Below are 23,630 nucleotides of genomic sequence, written 5' to 3' on the forward strand. Positions count from 1 at the left end.
AGCATCAGCGCGGCCGGAGGCTTCCCGAACCGGAGCATATGGAGCAACCATGACTATTGACGACCGTGCAGCGCTGATCGACCAGTTCGTCTACGCCTGGAACATCAAGGATGTCGACGCACTGATGAACCTGATGACCGACGATTGCATCTTCCACTCTTCGGTCGGCCCCGATCCGGGAGTCCGGTTCGAAGGTCATGCCGATGTGCGTCGCGGATTCGAGATGTACCTTCTACCAAGCGGTTCAGCGACTGAAACCGTGATGGAGAAGCCGCTTGTGGGTATGGATTTTGCTGTAACCCGGTGGACTACCTTCCAGAGGCACGAGGACGGTGCCGTTCTGGAAACACGTGCGTGCGACGTGTTCGAGTTCGGAGGCGACCGCATCAGGCGTAAGGACACCTACCGCAAGATTTCCACTCCCGTTACTGCTTCCTAGAAGTTACAACGCAGAGGAAATAACTGAATGTTGTGGGGTGGGGTTGCGGTCGGATCCGCAACGTGATCGCTCTGACGCCACTGACAAGTGTCGGAGCGCGGACCTGCCCGGAGTTGGGGTAGATTGGGCGACCGTCCCGCAATGAGCGGGAGAACCGCATGGTCGCTTCGTCGAGTCGGCACCGACCGGTCCTCGCCGTGCCGGCGCTCGGCCACGGCGCCCTCGACTCCGGCTGCGAGAATACGGCCATTCACTCGTGTGGATGGCCGTATTCGTCTGTGCAGGTGCATGTTGCATCGCCGCTACAGGTCGGTCACGCGGCCGGTCGGCAGCGCGTTCGCGAGTAGCTCAGGCCTCCGCGACCCGAGTAGAACCCTTTCTAGTTTCTGGTAGTTCTACCGGGCCCACGGGTTCTTCGGCGTCTGTACGCGGAGCGCGGACGTGAGATGCGGCCCACTGGTCGTTTACAGAGGATTGTCCAGGCCAGTGGCTACGCGACCCGGTTTCTCGAGCAGGGGCGCGAGCTGAGAATTGATCTCCGCGAACCTCTTGACTGCGAGACTATAAACGTTAATAGTAAGTGTGATGCAGCGCACTGAGAGAGCGAATCCGCTGTATGTCGCCCGCAGGACGAGCATCGGCTCGCTAGATGTAATGGGCCGAAACATATTGATAACCAACGTCATACAGTATCGGGTACTGGGTCGAACGCAGCACCTCGAAGGCGAAGGTTCGGGGCCGCATTCGCGGCAACTCTCCTGGGCTTGGAAAATCCAGACAACAGAGAAGTAGCAACGATCACACCACGAGAAAAGGCGAGATTGCGATGGCATTGGGCCGGAGTTACGACAACATCATCATCAACACCGACAGTTACAAGCATTGTCACTACCCGTTGTATCCGGCGGGGACGGAGTATGTATCCAGTTACGTCGAGTCGCGGGGTGGGGAGTTCCCGGTGACGATGTTCGTGGGGTTGCAGGCCTTCCTTCGGGAGTATCTGCTGCATCCGATCACGCTCGAGGACATCGATCAGGCGGAGAGCATCACCCGTGAGCAGGGGATGCACTTCAATCGGGAGAATTGGCTGGGGATCCTCAACGATCACGGTGGGTTCTTGCCGGTGGAGATCGAGGCGGTGCCCGAGGGCCTGGTGATGCCGACCCGCAACGTGCTGGTGCAGATCATCAACACCGACCCGAAGTACTTCTGGGTGACGAGCTTCTTCGAGACCGCCCTGCTGCGTGGGGTGTGGTACCCGACCACGGTGGGCACCATCAGCTGGCTGGCCAAGCAGGTCATCAAGGAGGCGTTGGCCCGGACCTCCGATCACCCGGAAATTTTGCGGCACTGTCTGCACGACTACGGCGCCCGCGGGGTGAGCTCGCAGCAGTCGGCCGCGCTCGGTGGGTTGGCGCACCTGGTCAACTTCAACCAGAGTGACACCGTGCCAGGGATTCTCGCGGCGAAGGAGTACTACAACGCGGTCGCGCCGGCGAATTCCGGCCCGAACTCCGAGCACGCCGGTTTCTGCGCGTGGGGTCGGGAGAACGAGGCCGCGGCGATGCGGAACATGCTCGAGGTGCACGCACCGAGCGGGGTGGTGTTGCTGCTGACCGACACCTACGACCACGAGAATGCGGTCAAGAACATCATCGGCCGCGAGCTCGCCGATTTTGTTCGGAACTTTCCCGGACTGGTCGGGGTGCGCCCGGACTCGGGTGACGTGGTGCAGGTGACCGCGGAGACGACCGAGTGGTTGATGGACAGCTTCGGGTACACCACCAACAGCAAGGGTTTCAAGGTGCTGCCCGACTATGTGCGGGTGGTGCAGGGTGACGGGGTCAATCGTGACAGTCTCCCGCGGGTGTACGCCGAGCTCGAACGCCGCGGTTTGTCGGCGGAGAACGCGATCTTCGGTATGGGGGGCGGGCTGTTGCAGCACTGCAACCGGGACACGATGAACTTCGGGCAGAAGGCCAGTGCGGTGTGTGTCAACGGTGAGTGGCGGGGTATCGCGAAGGCGCCGACCGGTGATGCGATGAAGGCGTCCAAGCGTGGCCGCCTCGGGTTGCGGCTGTCTCAGGGTGAGTATCAGACGGTGCCGCGGGAGTCGATCTCGCCGGAGGAGAACATCCTGCAGCCGGTGTTCCGTAACGGCAAGTTGCTGCGGAAGTGGGATTTCTCCGAGCTGATCGAGCGCAGTGAGCGGGAGGTGCCGGAGAGCTATTACGCCGATGCCATCGCACCCCTGCACAACGACGCTGAACTCGCACTCTCCTGAGAGCTGCCGGCGACCGGGCGCAACCTTCACAACGCCCTGGCCGCCGGCTCCCGGACAGCCTTGTAACTCGTTCCACACACAGTTAGGTTCACAGCACGATGACTAAGCTGCACGTCTTCGACATGGACGGCACCCTTCTGCAGTCCACTGCTTCGATCGAGATCTCGAGAGCGGTCGGAGAACTCGCTGCGGGCGAGCTGATCGAGCAATCCTGGTTCAAGGGCGAGATCAGCGATGTGCGTTTCTGGGAACTCTGCCTTCCGCTGTGGGAAGGGCTCAGCGAGGCGGACATCGATGACGCGTTCGCCGCCTCCCCGTGGATCGGCGGCGTGGTCGAAGTCTTCGCCGATATCCGCAACCGTGGCGAATACAGCACCGTCATCTCTCAGTCACCCCAGTTCTTCGTGGAACGTCTGACCGGTTTGGGCGCTGATTCGGCGTTCGGCGCGCAGGTGGCCTTGAGGAGCGAGGTCGGCCCGGAGAGTCTCCTCAGCGCCGAAGACAAGGTCTCGATCGTCAGCAAGCTACTCGCGGAGTATGGGCTCGCCGAAGGGGACTGCGTCGCTTACGGCGACTCCACGTCCGACATCCCGCTGTTCGGAAAGCTTCCGAACACGGTGGCCGTCAATGCGAGCCCCCGGGTCCGTGAGCTTGCGACGATCGAGTACGAGGGGTCCGATCTCCGCGGTGCATACGTCCTCGGCCGAGGACTGCTCTGACCGGCGTCGCCGCACGTCGAAGACAGGCACATCAGTACTACCTTCCACCAATACGACAGTGAGGTCCTTGAACGGTGGCCGCCTTGAGAAGCATCCCGACAAGGAGTGGTGTGGACAGCGCTACGTCCGTGGGTACCGCAACGAGCATGCCGATGAATTACGGCAAGCGGTTGAAACTGTTTTCCGGTCGGGCCAACCCTGACATCGCGAAAGCGATCGGTGCCGAGCTGGACGTGGGGCTGAGTCCGGTTGTGCTGAAGACTTTCTCGAACGGGGAGGTGTACTGCCGGTTCGAGGAGTCGATCCGCGACGCCGACGTCTTCATCGTTCAGCCGACATGTACCAATGCTGATACCGGGGTCACCACCAATGACGCACTGATGGAGCTGATGGTGATGATCGACGCCGCAGTGGCTGCCAGTGCACACCGCGTCATCGCCGTCACGCCGTGGTACGGGTACTCGCGGCAGGACAAGCAGAGCGCCCCTCGAGAGCCGATTTCCGCGCGTATGGTCGCCCGGATGCTCGAATCGGCGGGAGCAGACCGACTCCTGGCGATGGATCTGCATGCCGGACAGCTCCAGGGCATGTTCAAGATCCCGGTGGACCACATGACGGCAATGAGGTTACTCGCTCAGTATTTCATCGATCTCGAGATGGAGGACCTCGTGGTGGTGGCACCCGACGCCGGCCGGGTGAAGCTGAACAAGAGTTTCGCCAAGTGCGTCGGCGCCGATCTCGCGATTCTCGACAAGGAACGCCCGAGACATCAGGTCGCCGAGATAGGTCACGTGATCGGAGATGTTCGGGGCAAGACCGCGATCATCGTCGACGACATGATCGATACCGCCGGCACGCTCCGTGCTGCGGGGGAGATGGTGATGAGGGCAGGAGCGTCGAGGGTGTTCGCCGCAGCGACCCACCCGGTGTTCAGCGGCCAGGCCTACGACAACCTCGCCGCATCGCCGTTCGAAGAGATCGTCGTGACCGACACGATCGCACTGTCGCCCCAGGCACCGGCCAACGTGCGCGTGCTGTCCTGCGCCGGCGTCCTCGCCGATTCGATCAGCCAGGTCTTCCGAGGCGGATCCGTCAGCGAAGTGTTCGGCAGTGAGTACCAGTTGTTCTGATCGATCGAAGTGGGAGCCGCCGAGCCGCGCTCGGGGGTTCTCATCACACGGTAGAGGCGTAGAGAGCATCCCACCATGAGTCTCGATATCGGTACGAAGTCAACAATCCACCAGCTCGGCACCACGAACTTACCGTCGGTCGATGACGCGACCGTCCTCACCCTTCCCCTTCCGGAGCTGATGGAACGGGCAGCCGCACTGCGCGACGCGCTCTTCGGCACGAGGGTGACGTACTCGCCGAAGGTCTTCATCCCGTTGACCTCATTGTGCCGCGACGGGTGTGGCTACTGCACCTTCTCCCGCTCACCCGCACGCGCGGAGGCGCCGTACCTCACGCCCGATCAGGTGCTCGCGATCGCGGCGCGGGGGGCGCAGGCGGGCTGTCACGAGGCGCTGTTCACGCTGGGGGAAGAGCCCGAAGACCGATACGACGTCGCGGCCCAATGGCTGGCCGATCACGGCTACAGCTCCACCGTCGAGTACCTGGCCGCAATGTGCCGGCTCGTGACCGCGGAGACGGGATTGCTGGCGCACTCCAACGCCGGAGCCCTCGCACCGGATGCTCTGTCGCTGCTGCGGACGGTCAGCCCCGGTCAGGGCATGATGATCGAGTCGTTGAACCCGACGCTGATGGCCCACCGCGGTGCGCCCGACAAGACACCGGAACGCCGACTGGCCACGCTGGAAGCCGCGGGCGAACTCGCGATTCCCTTCACGACCGGGATCCTCGTCGGCATCGGAGAGTCCCCGCAGGACCGTGTCACGGCGCTGCGAGCCATCGCCGACCTGCACAGACGCTACGGGCACATTCAAGAAGTGATCGTGCAGAACTTCATGCCCAAACCGGACACCGTGATGCGCAACGAACCCGCCTGCCCGCAGGACGAGTTCCTCCGCACGATCGCGATGGCGCGGTTGATCCTGCCGTCGGATGTGCACCTGCAGGCACCCCCCAACCTGTCGGAAGACGTCGGTCCGCTGCTCGATGCGGGGATCGACGACTTCGGTGGTGTGTCCCCGGTGACGGTCGACCACGTCAACCCGGAACGGCCGTGGCCCGCGCTCGACTGGCTCCGCGAGGTGACCGAACGCCACGGCAAATTCCTCGCACCCCGCCTCACCGTGTACCCCGAGTTCGCGCGCCGCCCCGAACAATGGATCGACCCCGGTCTGCGCTTTGCGATCATGGACAGGTCGGACGCCGAGTCGCTCGGCCGCGACGACCCGGGCGCGATGTTCCCCGAGAGCCACGCCGACGCGAAGAACGTCGGCACCGGGGCGGAAGTCGTCCAGATCGGTCGACGCTCGACAGTGTGGAGCTCCGGCTCGGAGTTCGCGCCCACCGATCTGGTGCCGAGCCGCAGGCGAGGGTTCGGCGGCCCCGTCCGTGGCGTCCTCGACGGTATCGCCTCGGGGCAGGAACCGGGAGTGGACGAGATCGTCACCCTGTTCGGAGCTCGCGGGGGAGAGGTCGCCGAGGTCGCCGAGTTCGCCGATCACCTCCGCTCCAGGGCGGTCGGTGACGACGTGACATTCGTGCGGAACCGAAACATCAACTACACCAATGTCTGCACCTTCAAGTGCACCTTCTGTGGGTTCTCCAAGGGACCGTTGTCGCTGAACCTGCGCGGCAAGCCGTACCTGCTGACCCTTCAGGAAGTCGCCGGCCGTGTCCGGGAGGCGTGGGATCTCGGGTGCACCGAGGTCTGCCTGCAGGGCGGCATCCATCCGTCCTTCGACGGCGACTACTACATCGACGTCTGCCGCGCGGCGAAGGAAGCAGCGCCCGACATCCACGTGCACGGCTTCACGGCCCTCGAGGTCACCGAAGGGGCCAAGCGGCTCGGGGAGCCGCTCGAGAAGTACCTACAGCGATTGGTCGAGGCAGGACTGAAGTCGCTACCGGGCACCGCCGCGGAAATCCTCGACGACGACGTCCGGGCAATCCTCTGCCCGGACAAGATCGACACCGAGGAGTGGCTCGAATGTCACCGCGTCGCCCACTCGATGGGCCTGACGTCGAACGTGACGATGATGTTCGGATCCGTCGAGGAGCCCGTGCACTGGGCGCGCCACTTCCTTCGCACCCGAGAACTCCAGCGTGAGACCGGAGGATTCACCGAGTTCGTCGGTCTTCCGTTCGTACACATGGCGGCTCCAATCTACCTCAAGCGAGGTGCGCGCCGCGGTCCGACCTGGCGAGAAGTAGTGCTGGTCCACGCGATTGCGCGAATCGTCTACGACGGGCTGATCGACAACGTGCAGGCGTCGTGGGTCAAGCTCGGACTCGACGGCGTTCGTCAACTGCTCCAAGCCGGAGTGAACGACGTCGGCGGGACGTTGATGGACGAGAACATCAGCCGCGCCGCCGGCGCCGCCCACGGCCAGCAACTCGACGAGAGAGACCTGGACGCGGTGGTGCAGGGAATCGGCCGCCGACTGCGACGGCGCACGACCAACTACCTGACGCCTCCCACCCACCAGCTCGATCTGCACGGTGCGCCGACACACTCACCAGAGGTGATCCTCAGATGACACCAACAAGAACCACTTCCGCTCCCTCGAAGCCGATCCCCTATATCTACGACGACAGCGAACAGCTCGCCGGTGACGTCGCGTCGAGGTTGCTTTCGAACCTTGCCCAGGCGCAGAAAGAGCGCGCGTACGCGTCGCTGGTGCTCACCGGAGGACGAACCGGGACAGCGGTGCTCGAGAGACTACGCACCGCCCCGAATCGCGACATCGTCAACTGGCATCGAGTGAACTTCTTCTGGGGCGACGAGCGCTTCGTGGCCCGACACCACCCCGACCGTAACGAGAAGCAGGCGCGCGAGGCCCTACTGGACCACCTGCCCGTGGACCCGAGCCGTGTGCACGTCATGGCGCCCTGCGACGGCGGCTTCGGCAACGACGCCACCGCAGTGGCAAACGCCTACCAGGCGCTACTCTGCGCGTACGGTCGCCTGGACAGGACGCCTCTGTTCGACATCTGCCTCCTCGGGATGGGCGAGGAAGGTCACGTCGCCTCGATCTTCCCGGACTCACCGGCAGTGCTGGAGAAGCAGCGTGAAGTGGTGGCGGTGTACAACTGCCCGAAGCCGCCGAGCACCCGGATTTCGCTGACCCTGTGGGCGATTACGCGCTCCCGCGAAGTGTGGCTGATGACGACCGGCGACGCCAAGGCGTCTGCAGTCGCGACGCTGATGGAGGAGGGGGTGACGCCCCAACTGTTACCAGCAGCGGGGGCGCTGGGTTCGCACGCGACCCGGGTGTTCCTGGACGCGGCCGCAGCGAGCCTGCTGTCCAACTGCGCAGACCTCCGCGCCTCGGCGCGATAACTGACGATGTGAAAAGACCCACTCGAGAATCCGAGTCTTGTAATGACGAATCCGCATCGCATCGACCTGATAATTCCGGTCAAGTCACTCAACGAGGCGAAAACACGACTCCGCGGCGCGGCTGACGGCGGTACCGGAAAGATGAACGCGCACAAGAGGCTGGTCCTGGCGATCGTGCTCGACACGGTTTGCGCTGCGCTGCGGGCACAAGCGGTCGACTCTGTGCTCGTCGTCACGCCGGACCCGGTCGTGGCTCGCAGCGTCGAACGGCTCGGTGCACGCGTACTGGGAAACGAACCAGCCGGCGGACTGAACGCGGCATTGAACCACGGCGCGGCCCTGTTGGAGCGGGAACGCCCGGGCCGAGTGGTAGGGGCGTTGCCCGCGGATCTTCCGGCGCTTCGGCATCGCGAATTGTCCGCATTCATCTCGGCTGCCGACGGCAGGCGTGCGTTGTGCGCCGACCGGGATGGAAAGGGCACAACGTTGCTGCTCTCGGCGGCGGGTGAAGGACTGTTCCCAGCCTTCGGAATCGGTTCGGCGCTCGCCCACCAGGCGTCGGGTGCCATAGTTCTCGAGGGTGAATGGCCTTCGCTGAGGTCAGACGTGGACACCGCCTCCGACCTGCGCACGGTCGGGGGGTTGGGATTCGGCGCCCGCATGGCTGCTCTGGGGTCGGCGTCCGAGTTCGCGTTCTGGGACAAACACGAGGCTGCAATGATCGACTTTGCCCGCCGCTGGCAGCCCTTCGGTGGCGGAACCTCAGATGACATATTCAGTACCTTCGGCGTGCCTCCGCGACCGTACTTCACGTAATTGACCGCACTGTTGTCGTCGAGCGTGACTCCTGAGCTCGCGGAGAGCCAGCGGGTAAAACTATTGCGACAGGCGAAGTTGTGACTTGTAGAAGAGGATGGGAATATCCGAACTCCGCGATTGCAGAACCGATGAAGTCGGCCCCTCAGACTTCGGGCGCCTTGGACGCCCCCGACCACGGCTCCGTCAGTGGACTCCAGGTGTTTCCAGTGACAGGTCTGCCGGAGTTCCGGCCGGGAGACGACGTTGCCGAACAGATCGCTCACCAGGCGCCTTGGTTGGTTGACGACGACATCGTCGTGATTACGAGCAAGATCGTGTCCAAGGCAGAGGGACGAATCGTCGATGCGCCGACAGGAACTGAGGATCGTGAGGCGTTCCGGGCGCTTCTGGTCGAGCAGGAAGCCGTTCGTGTCGTTGCCCGCAAGGGGTCCACCGTCATCACCGAGAACCGTCTGGGGATCGTGCAGGCCGCTTCGGGAATCGATGGCTCCAACGTCTTCTCGCACGAATTGGCACTTTTACCGAAGAACCCCGATAAGAGCGCGCAGTCGATTCGGTCAGGGTTGCAGCATCTGCTCGGTGTCAGCGTGGCGGTGATCATCACGGACACGATGGGCCGCGCGTGGCGCCGGGGGCAAACCGACGCGGCGATCGGCAGCGCGGGCATCGCGGTTCTCCACGGCTACGCCGGTACCAGGGACGCGCAGGGCAACGTGCTGGAGGTAACCGAGGTGGCAGTGGCCGACGAACTCGCGGCCGCCGCCGATCTGGTGAAAGGCAAGGTGGCGGGAATCCCCGTCGCTGTTATTCGGGGACTGAAATCATCCGACGACGGGTCAGGTGCAACCGATCTGCTGCGTTCCGGCCACGAGGACTTGTTCTGGCTCGGCACCGCTGAGGCGCTGGCACAGGGCCGCGGTGAGGCTCAGTTGCTGCGGCATTCGGTTCGCGCTTTCAGCGGCAGGCCGGTTCACCCAGAGCTGATCACGCAGGCGGTCGCCGAATCCCTGACGGCACCAGCCCCGCACCACACACATCCCGTGCGATTTGTATGGCTGCGGTCGCACGAGGTACGCGCGAGACTCCTCGCCGCGATGCGCGAGCAGTGGCGGATCGATCTGACCGCCGACGGCTTGTCCCCGGAGCGGGTGGAGCGGCGAATCGCCCGTGGCAGCATTTTGTTCGACGCCCCGGAAGTCATCGTCCCGTTCTGTGTACCGGACGGTGCCCACGACTACCCGGACGCCCACCGTCGGTGCGCTGAGTCGACGATGTTCACCGTGGCCGTCGGCGCGGCGGTGCAAGGACTCCTGGTTTCCCTCGCCGCAAGGGAAGTGGGCAGTTGTTGGATCGGATCCACCATCTTTGCGCCGGAGATCGTTCGCACGGAATTGGGTCTGCCGTCGAACTGGAAGCCGCTCGGCGCCGTGGCGATCGGCTACCCCACCCGACCTCGGCATGTCCGTCCGCCCGCAGATGTGGCGGGGGCGCTCGTAGAATTGTGAGCTCGCACGAGCGTCTGCCCACCGGCAGCCCTTTGCAGTGTCCGTAACGCGCCGTCGCTCGGCCTCTTCAGGCCGGTGCCACAGCGAGACCGGCGACGCGGGTGAGCACGAGGGCACGGAATCGGTCGACATCCAGATCGACCGCCAGACGTGTACCCGGCGTGGCACTCCCTACGGCCGTGGTGAGAGAGCCCGACAGCGTGCACACCGTCTGTCCGCGACCGACACCGACACCGGTCTCGACTTCGACTGTCGCGGTCTGCAATCGAACGATCGCAGGGTCGACGATCGTTGCGATCACCAAGGCGTCGTGCATGGGCCAGCCGTCCGCCTGAATGTCGCCGTAGCCTCGGATCATCGTTGCGAGGAGTGACCCGGTATGTGACCGCGCCTCGAGTATTGCGAGCGCTGTCTCGTCCAGGGTCGAACGTCGCGTGACATCGAGTCCCAGCAGCCAGGTTTCGAGGTGCGAACATGCGAAGACACGTTGCGCTGCCTCGGGGTCGGACCAGATGTTGAATTCCGCAACCGGCGTGATGTTGCCCCGGCCGGTGCTCCCTCCCATGATCACCAGCTTGTCGATCCGGTCGATCAACTCGGGGTGCATGGCGACGAGCAGGGCGATGTTGGTCAACGGACCGATCGCCGCGATCGTCACGGACCGCGGTGCGGCCTCACGGAGCACCGACGCGAGGAGTCCGACGGCGTGTTCCTCGGACAACGATCGGGTCGGCGCAGGAAGTTCGACGCCGCCCAGCCCGTTCTCGCCGTGCGGTGACGGCTGGTTGTGCATCCCGATGCGAACGAGCGCGCGCGTTGCGCCTGCCGCGACCGGAACGTCTTCCCTCCCGAGTGCGCGCAGCAGCCGCAGCGCGTTGTCGGTCGCTTCCTCGACCGGAGCGTTTCCCGCGACCGTGGTGACGGCAAGCAGATCGACCTCTGGGCTCGTCACCGCCAGCGCCAGCGCCAGCGCATCGTCGATTCCTGGATCTGTATCGATGATCAATCGCACAGGCGCAGCCACTGTCGGTTCTCCTCAGGCTTCTCGGGGTCGGCAGAATGCGACCCGCATAGAAACGATACAATATAGTTTGGCGCTCTGCCGCAAAATCTGAATCGGCGCCTATGCACGAGATCCAAATGTCGTTGCTCTCGAAGTTACGCATCGTACTGCGCGTAACATAAACGTTTCCACTGCAAGAGGCGCCGCAAAGCATCCGAGAAGCTCAGATTGCTGGAGCCCGGAATGCGATCGGTCCGGTCGCCGCGCAGACGGGATTCGTGATCTTTCAAGACGTGCTGACAAAATCTTGTGGGGTCCGGCTGCGGGAGTTGTCTTGTGTCGAGATCCCAGGTCTGCCGGGGAACTGGCTTGCTCACAGCTGGGCCGTATTCCCCTACTACCGAGCGACGCAGTCTGCTCACCGCCGGCCGGTGCCAAGGTGGTCGAGTCGCAGCCAACAGGGCTGACGGCACCTTGCCTCACTTCGTAGGGAACCACGCCGTGACTACCCCACATGCCTTCCCTTTTGGAGCCCACTGCCAGCCCTCCGTCCGGCGAGTCCTCGATGACCTGCGCGCCCGCCTCACGCTGACCCGTCCGCCGCTGGGCGGGGGGATGGGGACTGGTCTTACGGCGTCCCGGCCAGCTATCTCCGTGGGCTGGGCGACTTCGGCAGGTCTCTCGAAGAGTCATGCGATGGCCGCCTTCATTGGTTTACGACACGCCGGTCAGATCCGATTCCGATTTAAAAATCATCTTCAAGAAGACTCAGTGTTGCGAAATGGGACACGAGTCACCTCATCCGTACTTCTAACCTTCCCAGGTGCGCAATCCGTGTGCATGTTCGGAACCGTTTCTTTCCCCCGCTCGAGGAGTGACCATGGCCTTGTTTGCTGTGATCTGGTCGTATACCACCGATGCCTCTGTCAAAGAGGCTGCGCATGCCGAACACCTGATTTTCGTCAAGGATGCCGCTGCCCGAGGCATGCTGCAGGAGGCCGGCGCCTGGGCCGACGGCGCCGGAGCCCTACTGGTATTCCAAGCGGCCGGCGAAGACGCTTTGCGTTCCTTGCTTGCGGAGGATCCTTACGTCAAGCAGGGTGTGGTCGTAGAGCAGCGCATTTACCAATGGAATCCAGTCATAGGCCCTCTCGTCGGCATCTAATGACAATGCGGCCCGCTCAGTCCCTGGTGGCTCGTTGTCGAGGTATCTTCACGGTTTTCCTTCGGTAAGTACTTGGTTGGCGGTGTTGGTCTAGACGAACGGCGCACAGCGGGTGCTCCATCCGTTGATGAAGGCGCGGATCTCGGTGTTCAGCTCCGTGACGGAGCCGCAAAGTCCGCGGTGGATGGCCTGCCGTTCTTATTCCGAACCAACACCTCCACAAGCCTCATCCATGATGCCGGGGCGGGGGTGAGATGCCATGAATACGAAGACTTTCGGCCGGCCACGCCCGGACTTCGGACTTCTCGTGGGTGGCGTAGTTGTCCGTCACCAGATGCAGCTTTCGCTCCGGCCGGGCGCCGGCGATGTGTTTGAGGAAGACGAGGAAACCTGACGGTGATGTCGCGGGCTGCGCAGCTCGGTGACCGTGCCGGTGGTGATGTCCGGGGCGGAGAACAGGGTGAAGGTGCGGTGTCGGGCGTAGTCGTGAGTGTGCTTCCCGCCCGAGCCGATCCGCATCGACAGCGTCGGTGTGGTCCGATCCAGGGCCTGAATCTGCGATATGTGGTCCACACAAGCACGATTGCGTTCAACTGCGAACAGTGAGTTTCAAGCCGCGGCAGTAAAGTTACCTCATACTTCTATGACGGTTGATCTCTCAACCTACGCTCCCGACTTGTGCTGTAGCTCCAGCGAAGGTGACCGCTGCCAACCCGCACCCTTCCCGCTTGACAAACGACGTCGGAACTGCGGTGACGGGCATGCCTGCATGTGAAGTCCAGACTTCGAAGTCTTTGCGGTCAAGGCAGATTGGCGCGAGTGCGTCCCCAAGAATATGTTACGCAAGGTTGTAAGGGGAGCGCGGGTATGCCGTCAGGATCGACCATCTACGCCGCCCATCACCTCGATCCCGCTAGGTTTTGTCGTGCATTTTCCCGCTCGACACAAGCCCGAACCTTCTTATATAAGTAAACTATTCCCCTATTGCGTTTTTAGGGTTTGGGTGTCATGCTTGCCCTGCGAGGTGTTCCAGGTCACTTTGGGTAGTCGTTTCTGAAGTGGGTTGCAAGGTGGCCGGACCGTCGGACGGCCCGCTGGCCATCGCCATCGCAGCGATTCGATTCCCTACGCCGCAGTAGATTTGCGAACAGGGAGCGGATGTCGTGAAGGTCGAGTCGCTGGGTGGGCGATGTCAGTCCGGGGTGCCGGCCAAAAGCGTCAGGCAGCAGCGAGTCTGATGCCTGTAAGTCTTCAAAACGCGCTGAGTGCAAGACTTTTGAGGACCAGAGAGCGAATTTCCCAATTCCTCTCGACTACAGAACTGCCGAGAAAGGTTTTCGTACTGGCACGCCTGCCGCACAGCGCGGACGACTGATCAGGCAAGTCAACTCCGCGCCGGGTGGTGAACTTCCAAACCAATTCTGCGCCTACACAGATCGGGGAACAAAGATGTCCATAAACGTGGACCACCCAGTATTGTCGTCGTCGATCGCCGACGGGAGAACGTTGTATATCGCAGGTCGATGGAGTGCTGCCACCGACACTTTCGAGCGGGTAGATCCCTCCGATCTCCGCCGCGTGACGGGAATCTACGCTTCGGCGACTCCCGGCAATGTCGAGAGTGCGTATGCGGCCGCCGCCGGTGCTCAACCAGCGTGGTCCGAGACGACAGCGATTCAGCGGTCGGACTTTCTTCGTTCTGCCGCTGACCTTTTGGAAAGCCGCGTTCACGAAGCTGCGCTGACGATCACCGCGGACATGGGGAAGGCGATCCGCGACGCACGCGCCGAGGTCCTGCGAAGTGTCGCCATTCTCCGCTACTACGCCGGTGAGATCCTGCAGCCCAGTGGAGAGACATACCCCAGTGCTGATTCACACACGATGCTGATGACGGTGGAGGAGCCGCTCGGCGTCGTTTGTGCAATCACACCGTGGAACTTCCCCTTCGCGCTTCCGGCATGGAAAATCGCGGCGGCAATAGGTTTCGGGAACGCAGTTGTGTGGAAGCCCGCCGAACCGGCCTGCGGATCCGCAGTGTTCCTGACGCGGATCCTCGCAGAAGCCGGGTTGCCCGCGGGTGTCCTCAATCTGGTGACAGGCAGCGGTAGAACGCTTTCGGCGGCACTCACCGGGAACGCGCGACTCGCAGCCTTGACATTCACCGGTTCGGGTGCAGTCGGGTCGCGACTACGTCAGGCCGTCGCCGATCGCAACGTCAAGGTCCAGCTCGAGCTGGGCGGCAAGAACCCGTCCATTGTTCTCGCCGACGCCGATGTCGAGGATGCAGCGCTACAGATCGTGAAGAGCGCGATGCTCCACACCGGACAACGCTGCACAGCGACGAGCCGGGTCTACGTCGACCGCACCGTCGCTCCCAGACTACGAGAACTGCTGGTGAAGCACGCTGACGCGCTCGTCGTCGGTGATCCGTACGACGAAGCCACCGACATCGGGCCCCTTGCCTCGGTGGAGCAACGTGACACGGTGGCCGGATACCTGCGACTCGCCCGCGACGAAAACGCCGAGTTCCTTACGGGGAGGGAGTTCGATTCCGACACTTGCTATATCGCACCAACAGTCCTGGCCGGAGTGTCGGAGGCGAGCAGGCTCGTCAGGGACGAGATCTTCGGGCCAGTCGTGACCGTGCAGGAGGTCGATGGATTCGACGGTGCGCTGAAGGCCGCAAACGACACGGACTACGGCCTGTCCTCCGGAGTGTTCACCAGAGACATCGCGACGGCGATGACCTTCATCCGGCGCACACAATCGGGGTTGGTGCACGTCAATCGCGAGACGAGCAGTGTCGAGCCGCATGTGCCGTTCGGTGGCCTCAAAGGCTCGAGCAGCATGAGCAGAGAACAGGGCAAGGCCGCACGTACTTTCTTCACAACCACCAAGACTGCGTATGTCCGCTGGACCTAGAAGCTGCACCGGACGAGCTTCCGCATTCAGCGACTCACAGTCTGCGACACAGAGCGCAATCGACAAACCCCCAAGTAGCCCTCGGCGTCAAGAGGAGACCAACATGAGCGCTGCCGCACCAGCCGTGACCGAAGTACTCGACGTTCTCGTTGTGGGAGCCGGATTCGCCGGGCTGTACCAGCTCGAAAATCTGCGGAGTCGAGGCTATTCGGTGAAAGTAGTCGAGGCGGGTGAGGGTCTGGGCGGAATCTGGCACTGGAACCGCTACCCGGGTGCCCGAGTGGACAGCGAAGGTCCCATCTACCAGTTCACGCGCCCCGACCTATGGGATGAATTCGCGTTCTCCGAGCTCTACCCCGGAGGTGACGAACTGCGCCGCTACTTCAAGTACGTCGACGCGAAGCTCGATCTGAGCAAGGACATCTACTACAACACTCGGGTCGCTTCCGCCGAGTTCGACGATTCGGCGAACACCTGGACCGTGACCGCGGAGAACGGAAGCACTTTCGTCTGCAAGTACTTCGTTCTGTGCACCGGATTCGCGGCAAAGCCGATCTTCCCGAAGCTCCCGGGAATGGACAGCTTCGCAGGGATCAACCACCACACCGGTTTGTGGCCTGAAGGCGGAATCGATTTCGCAGGAAAGCGAATCGCCTCATCGGTACCGGCGCCAGCGGTGTGCAGGTCGCTCAGGAGGCGTCGAAGGAAGCCGCACAGCTGACCATCTTCCAGCGCACCCCCGTTCAGGCGCTCCCGATGCGACAGCGCCAGCTCACCGACGAGGAAAACGCGAAGATCAAGTCCGATCTGGCGGACAGATTCAGTCGTCGTGCGGCGTCATTCTCCGGCTTCGACTTCGACTTCATACCCAAATCAGCCCTCGAGGTGAGCGACGAGGAGCGAACCACCACTTATGAGCGACTGTGGGAGTACGGTTTCGAGTTCTGGCTCGGAACGTACCAAGACGTCTTCGTCGACGATGACGCAAACGACACGGCCTACGAGTTCTGGCGTGACCGGACGCGTGCCCGGATCAAGGACCCGGTCATCGCCGAGAAGCTGGCGCCGATGACGAAGGCGTACCCCTTCGGCGTGAAGCGCCCCTCGCTGGAGCAGACGTACTACGACATCTTCAACCAGGACAACGTGCGTCTCGTCGATCTGCACGAGGACCCGATCGAGACGATCACGCCCACCGGACTGAAGACCACATCGGAAGAGCACGAGTTCGACATCATCGTCTATGCAACGGGCTTCGATGCCGTCACCGGTGGCCTGACCGCCATCGACATTCGCGGCACCGACGGTACGTTGCTCAGGGACAAGTGGTCGAACGGTGTGCGGGCAAACCTCGGGGTCGCAACGGCAGGATTCCCCAACCTGCTGTTCCTCTACGGACCACTGAGCCCGTCGGGCTTCTGCAACGGGCCAAGCTGCGCCGAGATCCAAGGTGACCTCATCGTCGACACCATCGACTACATGCGGGACAACGGATTGAACCGTATCGAGTCCGAGGCGGACGCGGATGCTGCCTGGTCCGATCACGTCGCCGAGCTGACGACCGAGGCGCTCTACGACAAAGCCGACTCCTGGTACATGGGTGCCAACGTCCCGGGTAAGCCGCGGCAGTTGCTGAACTACCCCGGTGGTCTTCCCCTCTACCTGGCCAAGTGGGACGAGATCGTGTGTGCGGGATACAAGGGCTTCACGCTTTCCTGAACAGTCAATTTGCCTCCCTCGAGTAGTGATGAAAGTGAGCAACACGTGTCCGTGAGCAAAGAATCCCTGTTCCTCAACGACCTGTACGCTTCGTGGCTTACCCGGTCCGAAGGAATGGACCTCGCCAGTCAGCGAGATATGTTCGAAGAGTGGCATCTTCCGACCATCGAACCCATCGACGTCACCTATGAGGAAGTGACAGCCAACGGTGTGCCGGCAACGTGGGCGAAGCCTTTGGGGGCCGCCGAGGACCGCGTGATCGTCTTTACCCACGGTGGCGGGTTCGTGACAGGTTCACGGTTCTCACACCGCAAGCTCGCGGCACACCTCGCCAAACTGGCGGGTGTTCACGCCCTGATCGTGGACTATCGGCTCGCGCCGGAGCACAAGCACCCGGCCCAACTCGAAGACTGCATGGCCGTCCACAAGTGGCTCCGCACGCAAGGTTACAAGGCGGAGTACACGGCGACTGTCGGCGACTCGGCGGGTGCCAACCTCGCGATCTCGACAGCGTTCGAACTCGCGAGCTCGGAACTTCCCACTCCTGCTGCCGTCGTCACGCTTTCGCCGTGGCTGGATATGGAGATCAAGGGGTTGACGGTCGAATCGAACGACGCGGTCGACGTATTGGCCAAGAGGGCGGTTCTGGAAATGATGCGGGAGATGTTTCTCTCAGAACCCGCAGATGCAACGGACCCGCGGGCGAACCCACTGCTCAACGACTTCACCGATTTCCCTCCGGTGTACGTATCGGTCGGAGGCTATGAGACGCTGCTGGACGACTCACGTCGGTTGGCCGAATTGATCGAGAAGGTGAGTGGCGAGGTCGTGCTCGACGTGGTCGATGAGCAACAGCATGTATTTCACTTCAACGCGGGGCGGGCACCCGAGGCGGATCAAGCGTTGAGCCGGATTGCCCAGTGGCTGCGACTCGAGTTGGGCCTCGCCTGAAGTCCGCCCGCGCCGTGTGCGTATGAACGCGAAGGTTCTCGGCGGCAAGAGGTGAAGGTGTTCGTCGGCGGCGGTCTACACGGGTCTGGACCGCCGCCGACGAGTTCGTTCGCGTGCCGGTCGGGTACCAGTCGAACGATCGATCCGCAGTGAAGTTAGGGGAGATACACCCATGGATAGTCCAGTCCTCGTCCAACGCGACGGGTTCATCGAGACATGGACGATTAATCGACCGGCGCAGAGCAATCCTATTTCCGGGATGGAGGTGGTCGACGCATTGGTCGCCTGCGTCGAGGCGGTCAATGCCGACTACGGTGTGCGAGCTGTCATCGTCACCGGTGCCGGTTCGACGTTTTCCGCCGGCGGCAATGTCAAGGACATGGCGAATCGTCGCGGATTGTTCGGGGGGAAGCCTCACGAACAGCGGGATGGCTACAGAGCTGGGATACAACGGATTCCGCGAATCATGTACAACTGCGACGTACCTCTCATCGCAGCAGTGAACGGTCCTGCAATCGGTGCCGGATGCGACCTCGCCCTCATGTGCGACCTTCGCATTGCCAGCGGAAAGGCCTTCTTTGCAGAGAGCTTCGTCAAGCTGGGAATCATCCCGGGTGACGGTGGCGCGTGGCTGCTGCCCAAGGCCGTCGGGATGGCGCGGGCGGCAGAGATGATCTTGACGGGCGACCGCGTCGACGCGGTCAAGGCACTCGAGTGGGGATTGGTCTCCAGTGTCGTTGCGCCGGACAAGCTGCTCGACGAAGCTCGCGCGCTCGCCGGCCGGGTGGCCGCCAATCCGCCACACTCGGTACGGATGGCCAAGAGGCTCCTCCGCGAGGGACAGCATCAAAGCCTCGACAGTCTCCTCGAATTGTCCGCTGCCATGCAGGCGCTGGTTCAGCAGACGACCGATCACACGGAGGCAGTCAACGCCTTCATGGAGAAGAGAACTGCCGCCTTCACCGGCGAGTGACGTGCCCGAGAAACCGAAGAACTCCGTGGATGCGAATTGGATGCTTCCACGGAGTTCTTCTTTCAGGTCTGCTCGCGAAACTGGTGCCCCTTCTGGTGGCGCCTGGGCACTTCAGCGGGTGATGAGGCCCCAGATATTCTCGCAACCTGCTTCGAGAGCGGCGGTAGTCAAGGTGTCGTCCCAGTAGTGGACGGATCCGAATTCCGAGCGCCACGCCAGGGCGGGTTGGGTGAATTCGTGCAGCCTGTGCTCGCGGGTGGTGCCGATCGCACCGTGCACCTGGTGGGCGTTACGGACGACGACCGATGCCGCGTGTCCAGCACATGACCGGGCGACGGCAATGAGGAGTTCGAGGTTCTCACTCGACCACTGCGTGCGGACCGCTTCCGTCAGTGCTGCTTCGGTCGCTGTTCGGGCGAGGGAAGCTTCCGCTGCCATGTCAGCCACCAGGTTCTGAACGGCTTGAAATCTGGCCAGTGGGCGTCCGAATTGCACTCGCTCGGTGGTGTGGGCGACGGAGAGATCGAGGATGCGGTCGAGGGCGGCACACACCTGCAGCGCTCGGATGAGGGCGCCCCGCAGAAAGAGTTGTCGGATCACCGAGTCCGACACTGGGGTGCCCGACAATGCGATCGTGTCGGCGGAAACGACGTCGCGGGGTTCGTCGGCGAGGTTGGACCCGGAGGTGATGTCGAAGAAGGTTGACTCGAGGTCGGCGACGACGTACGTGTCGTTCTTCCGCCAGACCGTGACGATCTTGTCTGCCTGGGACGCCCACGGCACGCCGCGGGCGACGCCTTTCTCGTCGAGTACGCATGCGGTGAGGCGCGCATCGTCCATCGGTAGGCCGGCCTCTTCGAGGAGCCAACTGGCGAGCAGGTCGTGTTCGGCGAGAGGAACCCGGACCCCGTGCGATGCCGCGGCGCGCACGAGTTCCGCGGCCTCGTACCAGCCTGCGCCGCTGCCGCCGGTCTCTTCGCGGCCGGTCAGCCGGACAAGACCCAGTTCGTCGAGTTGTGCCCACAGGGTGGGATCGCACGTGGCCATACCGTTCTCGGGCCCGTTCCGTTCCCGGTGAGCGGAAAAGACCGCGGACATCATGTCGGTGAGGTCCGCGTCGACCGTGGTTGGTGCGTGCATCAGCGCATCCCCAATCCCCGCGCGATCACGCCGCGCAGAACTTCGTTGGTGCCGCCCCGCAGAGTAAATCCCGGGCGTTGGACGATGGCGTCCTCGAGCATCGAGGCGTAACGAGTAGGCGAATATTCATCGGTGAGGAGGTCGGCGAAGTCGGCTATGTCGCCTTCGGTGGACGTCCCGAGGACCTTGACCACGGCTGCGGCGGTGTCGGCGGGCTCGTGGCGCTCGAGTGCGCCCGCCACTGCGGTCGACATCTGGTGCAGACCGGCGATCCGTCCGAAATACCGGCCCAGATTCGAATGCCGCGGCAAGGTTCCCTGCTTCATCTGTTCGGCGGTCTTCGCGAGCAGGACGAACGTCGACAGGAATCGCTCCGGGCCGCTGCGTTCGAAGCTGAGTTCCGAGGTGACCTGTTGCCACCCGTTGTCGATGGTGCCGAAGACCATCTCGTCCTCGACGAGGACCTCGTCGAGGAGGACCTCGTTGAAGTGGTGCTGCCCGTTCATCGACACGATCGGCCGGATGTCGACCCCGGGGGCGTGCAGATCGACGATGAACTGGCTGAGGCCATCGTGTCGATGTGCCGGATCGAGTTGGGCGGTGCGGGCAAGGCAGATGAACGCGTCAGCGCGATGAGCACCGGAGGTCCAGACCTTGACTCCGGTAATGGACCACCCTCCGGCCACGCGGGTGGCCTTTGTGCGCACACTGGCCAAATCGGACCCGGAATCCGGCTCGCTCATACCGATACCGAAATAGCATTCTCCGCGCGTGATCGCCGGCAAGAATTTGTGCTTCTGGACTTCGGTGCCGTACTTCAGCAGCGACGGGACGATCTGCCGGTCGGCGATCCAGTGGGCGGCGACGGGGGCGCCAGCGGCGAGCAACTCTTCGGTGACGACGAACCGTTCGAGGTGGCGGCGGCCGTGGCCGCCGTACTCGGCCGGCACGGTCATGCCGAGCCATCCGCGGGCGGCCAATGCACGTGTGAAGTCTTCGTCCCAGCCGGTCAACCAGGAGTCGACCTGTCGGCCGATCTTGCCTTCACTGAGTTGCTCGGCAAGAAACTCACGGACTTCGGTCCGCAAGTCGTCCATGGCGTGTGGGTCACTGGAGACCGGGGGCACCAGTCTGAGGTTGGTCATGATGGTTCTTCCATTCAGGAGGAGGTGGCCTGAGGCGACGTCGCCGTCACGACGGATGCATCGGCCAGCGCATGGACGCGGTCGGCGGAGTAACCGAGATCTTCGAGGATCGTGAAGGTGTCCTCACCGAGCAGGGGAGGGTGTCGGCTGAACGAAATCGGTGTGCGCGACATCGCGAACGGAGTGCGGGTGGCGTAATACTCGCCTTCGGTGGGGTGTTCACGCTTGGTGATCAATCCCTGGTCCAGGACGTAGGCGTTCTCGTGTGCGTGGGCGAGATCGAGTAGGTCGGACGCGGGAATTCCCTGTGTCTGACACAAGTCCAACCATTCCCGCGTGGTCCGGCTCGGGACGGCCTCACGGATCGCCGAGAGAAGTTCGCCCATGTGGGTGTGGCGGTCGTTCACTGAGGCGTAGCGGGGGTTGTTCACCAGATCGGCGCAGCCGGCGATGACGATGTAGAGCCCGACGACCTTGTCGGCGATGACGTATGGGGCATAACGACTCTTTCGCTGTGACAGGAAGCACTTCAAGGACTATGTCAGCCGGAGCAGTTTTCCGCAATAAAAGAGTTGATTACAGATATAAGTAATATAGAGTGGTGGTGACCGCTCGGATGGAGCAGTGCCCGTAGGGAGAATGTGCCGTGACGCAACCAGAGGACGCCCTCAATGTTCGAGGCCGCAGTCGCCATCGAACCGTGGACCGCATTGCTGCGATTCTCGAGCTCGTAGCCCGATCCCGCACCGGACTCACCTTGAGTGGGATGGCCAAAGAGCTCGACGCGCCGATCAGTTCGACGCAAGGTCTCGTCAACGGCCTCGTTGCGACGGGTTATCTCGAGGAGCACGAGCGACGGTACTCGCTCGGCAGTGCCCCGTATCTACTCAACCGCCTCGCTGGGCGGCAGCCCGTCTCGACGGTCACGCACGCCGACCTCGAAGACGTCCACGCGAGTTCCGGCTTGACGACCGTGCTGTCGATCGCCGTCGGTCCGAACATCTTCTACGTCGACTACTGCTCTTCCGACCCACGGTTCGCGTACCTCGCCGAGAACTACGTGAGGCGATCGCTCATCCGTACCTCCGGCGGCTGGATACTGCTTGCCGGGATGGAGAAGCGTGACCTCTGGGCGTACATCCAGACTCTGCCCGACGAGGATCGCGACACTGTCGAGCGGTTCTTCGCTGCCCTACCGGAGATCGAACAGACCGGAATCTGCGCCTCCCCCAACGAGTCGACCGACGGCGACGGTGTCTCGGTCGCGGTTCGTGAGAACGGCAAGACCGTCGCCGCCGTCGGTGTCATCGCACCACACACCGTGATCACGAAGGAGCGCGACAGGCTGGTCGCGCTCTTGGAGCAAGGTGCCCGGAGTTGGTCCGATCGCAGCGTACGGCCGTAATGCAGCCGACCCGGGGCACCGTGGTCAGCCGGCGAACTGCTTGCCGAGGAATTCGACGACGGCACCGTGCAGTTCAGCGCTGCGCGGAATGGCACCGGTCATCCAGTACACGGCATGGACAAGGCCTTCATACAGTTCGACCTGCACGGGGACGCCCTGGTCGGCCAACCTCCGGCCGTAGTCCACGCCCTCGTCCCGAGTGACCTCGTATTCGTTGAGCAACAGCAGAGTGGAGGGAAGCCCCGACAGATCCGCGGCCTTGGCCGGGGAGGCGTACGGATTCTCGGCGTCTTCCGGGGTGGCCAGGTACTGCTCCCAGAACCAGTCGATGGCTGCCGTGGTGACCAAGTACCCCTCGGCGTTCTCCTCGCGCGACGGGAATCGTGCCGTGCCGTCGATGACCGGATAGATCAATACCTGAGCGCGCAGTGCCGGGGCGCCGGTGTCGCGTGCCCGGAGGGCTGTGACCGCGGCCAGGTTGCCTCCGGCGCTGTCACCCATGACGGCTACGCGCGTGCCGTCGCCACCGAAGTCGGCTGCGTGCTCGACGACCCAGTTCAGTCCGGCGAACGCATCTTCGGGTGCGGCAGGAAACTTGTGCTCGGGAGCCAGCCGGTAACTCAGTGCAGCCACGACGACTTTCGCATCGGCGGCGAGCGCGCGACATGGCTGCTCGGTGACGTCGAGGCTGCCGGCGACCCAGCCACCGCCGTGGATGTACACCACGATCGGCAGAGGTGTTTCGGACTCCGGGATGTAGAGACGCACTGCCTGGTCGCCACCGGGGCCGGGGTAGACCGTGTTGACGACACGAGCGACGTCCGCCTTCGGTGCCTGGAGGCCGCTGAAGGACTCGACGACCTCACGGACTTCAGCAATGCTCATCTGCTCGAACGACTTCAGTCCCTGCTCGTTCAAAGTGTCTATCAAATTCTTGACCGCAGGATCGAGTGCCATGGTGTTCTCCTTCATG

General features: G+C 63.0%; 18 protein-coding genes and 1 pseudogene. 14 read left to right on the forward strand and 5 right to left on the reverse strand.

Annotation, left to right across the window (positions count from 1 at the left end):
- Positions 1–49: 49 nt before the first annotated feature.
- The 8 genes from HGB39_RS34880 to HGB39_RS34915 all read left to right on the forward strand — a co-directional run bounded on the left by HGB39_RS34880 (position 50) and on the right by HGB39_RS34915 (position 10,234).
- Positions 50–439 carry a nuclear transport factor 2 family protein gene (locus HGB39_RS34880; RefSeq protein WP_005561322.1) on the forward strand — a complete coding sequence of 130 codons (390 nt, stop codon included), beginning with the start codon at positions 50–52 and terminating at the stop codon, positions 437–439.
- Positions 440–1,265: 826 nt separating this feature from the next.
- Positions 1,266–2,723, forward strand: a complete 1,458-nt coding sequence (locus HGB39_RS34885; protein ID WP_005561327.1) for a nicotinate phosphoribosyltransferase — start codon at positions 1,266–1,268, stop codon at positions 2,721–2,723.
- A gap of 98 nt (positions 2,724–2,821) precedes the next feature.
- Positions 2,822–3,442 (forward strand): HAD family hydrolase, encoded by a 621-nt coding sequence (locus HGB39_RS34890; RefSeq protein WP_052023900.1) that lies wholly within the window; start codon positions 2,822–2,824, stop codon positions 3,440–3,442.
- Between the two features lie 152 nt (positions 3,443–3,594).
- On the forward strand, positions 3,595–4,572 hold the full coding sequence (locus HGB39_RS34895) for a ribose-phosphate diphosphokinase (RefSeq protein ID WP_005561331.1): 978 nt from the start codon (positions 3,595–3,597) through the stop codon (positions 4,570–4,572).
- Between the two features lie 75 nt (positions 4,573–4,647).
- Complete coding sequence (gene cofH, locus HGB39_RS34900; RefSeq protein ID WP_064079803.1) at positions 4,648–7,107, forward strand: 5-amino-6-(D-ribitylamino)uracil--L-tyrosine 4-hydroxyphenyl transferase CofH; 2,460 nt, start codon at positions 4,648–4,650, stop codon at positions 7,105–7,107.
- Positions 7,104–7,910, forward strand: coding sequence for a 6-phosphogluconolactonase (gene pgl, locus HGB39_RS34905; protein ID WP_005561333.1), 807 nt, complete (start codon positions 7,104–7,106; stop codon positions 7,908–7,910). Before cofH ends, pgl begins: the two co-directional genes overlap by 4 nt.
- Positions 7,911–7,952: 42 nt before the next feature.
- Positions 7,953–8,726 (forward strand): 2-phospho-L-lactate guanylyltransferase, encoded by a 774-nt coding sequence (cofC, locus tag HGB39_RS34910; RefSeq protein ID WP_005561334.1) that lies wholly within the window; start codon positions 7,953–7,955, stop codon positions 8,724–8,726.
- A gap of 131 nt (positions 8,727–8,857) precedes the next feature.
- The gene (locus HGB39_RS34915) at positions 8,858–10,234 is read left to right on the forward strand and encodes a coenzyme F420-0:L-glutamate ligase (protein WP_247607590.1); all 1,377 of its coding nucleotides are present in this window, start codon (positions 8,858–8,860) and stop codon (positions 10,232–10,234) included.
- A 67-nt stretch (positions 10,235–10,301) separates the two neighbouring features.
- On the opposite strand, the gene HGB39_RS34920 is transcribed toward HGB39_RS34915, so the two are convergent.
- The gene (locus HGB39_RS34920) at positions 10,302–11,258 is read right to left on the reverse strand and encodes a nucleoside hydrolase (protein WP_231137731.1); all 957 of its coding nucleotides are present in this window, start codon (positions 11,256–11,258) and stop codon (positions 10,302–10,304) included.
- Positions 11,259–12,117: 859 nt separating this feature from the next.
- On the opposite strand from HGB39_RS34920, the gene HGB39_RS34925 reads away from it, so the two are divergent.
- The 5 genes and pseudogenes from HGB39_RS34925 to HGB39_RS34945 all read left to right on the forward strand — a co-directional run bounded on the left by HGB39_RS34925 (position 12,118) and on the right by HGB39_RS34945 (position 18,967).
- Positions 12,118–12,402 (forward strand): YciI family protein, encoded by a 285-nt coding sequence (locus tag HGB39_RS34925; RefSeq protein ID WP_043787215.1) that lies wholly within the window; start codon positions 12,118–12,120, stop codon positions 12,400–12,402.
- Between the two features lie 1,449 nt (positions 12,403–13,851).
- Positions 13,852–15,324: an aldehyde dehydrogenase family protein gene (locus HGB39_RS34930; RefSeq protein WP_043787208.1), complete on the forward strand. Its 1,473-nt coding sequence runs from the start codon at positions 13,852–13,854 to the stop codon at positions 15,322–15,324.
- 103 nt (positions 15,325–15,427) lie between these two features.
- A pseudogene (locus HGB39_RS34935) lies at positions 15,428–17,043 on the forward strand (flavin-containing monooxygenase).
- A 51-nt stretch (positions 17,044–17,094) separates the two neighbouring features.
- Positions 17,095–17,994, forward strand: coding sequence for an alpha/beta hydrolase (locus HGB39_RS34940; RefSeq protein WP_248949537.1), 900 nt, complete (start codon positions 17,095–17,097; stop codon positions 17,992–17,994).
- A 172-nt stretch (positions 17,995–18,166) separates the two neighbouring features.
- Positions 18,167–18,967, forward strand: coding sequence for a crotonase/enoyl-CoA hydratase family protein (locus HGB39_RS34945; protein ID WP_064079804.1), 801 nt, complete (start codon positions 18,167–18,169; stop codon positions 18,965–18,967).
- A 111-nt stretch (positions 18,968–19,078) separates the two neighbouring features.
- Here HGB39_RS34945 and HGB39_RS34950 read toward each other — a convergent pair whose 3' ends face one another.
- From HGB39_RS34950 to HGB39_RS34960, 3 genes are read right to left on the reverse strand one after another with little or no spacing between them, the layout of a single operon-like run.
- On the reverse strand, positions 19,079–20,107 hold the full coding sequence (locus tag HGB39_RS34950) for an acyl-CoA dehydrogenase family protein (RefSeq protein WP_005568226.1): 1,029 nt from the start codon (positions 20,105–20,107) through the stop codon (positions 19,079–19,081).
- Positions 20,107–21,252: an acyl-CoA dehydrogenase family protein gene (locus tag HGB39_RS34955; RefSeq protein ID WP_005256198.1), complete on the reverse strand. Its 1,146-nt coding sequence runs from the start codon at positions 21,250–21,252 to the stop codon at positions 20,107–20,109. Before HGB39_RS34955 ends, HGB39_RS34950 begins: the two co-directional genes overlap by 1 nt.
- 14 nt (positions 21,253–21,266) lie before the next feature.
- Positions 21,267–21,785 (reverse strand): CoA transferase, encoded by a 519-nt coding sequence (locus tag HGB39_RS34960; RefSeq protein ID WP_005568225.1) that lies wholly within the window; start codon positions 21,783–21,785, stop codon positions 21,267–21,269.
- A gap of 167 nt (positions 21,786–21,952) precedes the next feature.
- On the opposite strand from HGB39_RS34960, the gene HGB39_RS34965 reads away from it, so the two are divergent.
- A complete protein-coding gene (locus HGB39_RS34965) occupies positions 21,953–22,657 on the forward strand; it encodes an IclR family transcriptional regulator (RefSeq protein ID WP_005568223.1) in 705 nt (234 codons plus the stop codon).
- Positions 22,658–22,681: 24 nt separating this feature from the next.
- Here HGB39_RS34965 and lipP1 read toward each other — a convergent pair whose 3' ends face one another.
- Entirely contained in the window at positions 22,682–23,614 is a 933-nt protein-coding gene (lipP1, locus tag HGB39_RS34970; protein ID WP_043790501.1) for a LipP1 family hormone-sensitive lipase, read from the reverse strand.
- Positions 23,615–23,630 lie beyond the last annotated feature (16 nt).

It is taken from the genome of Rhodococcus opacus (assembly GCF_012396235.1).
Lineage (GTDB): Bacteria > Actinomycetota > Actinomycetes > Mycobacteriales > Mycobacteriaceae > Rhodococcus_F > Rhodococcus_F opacus.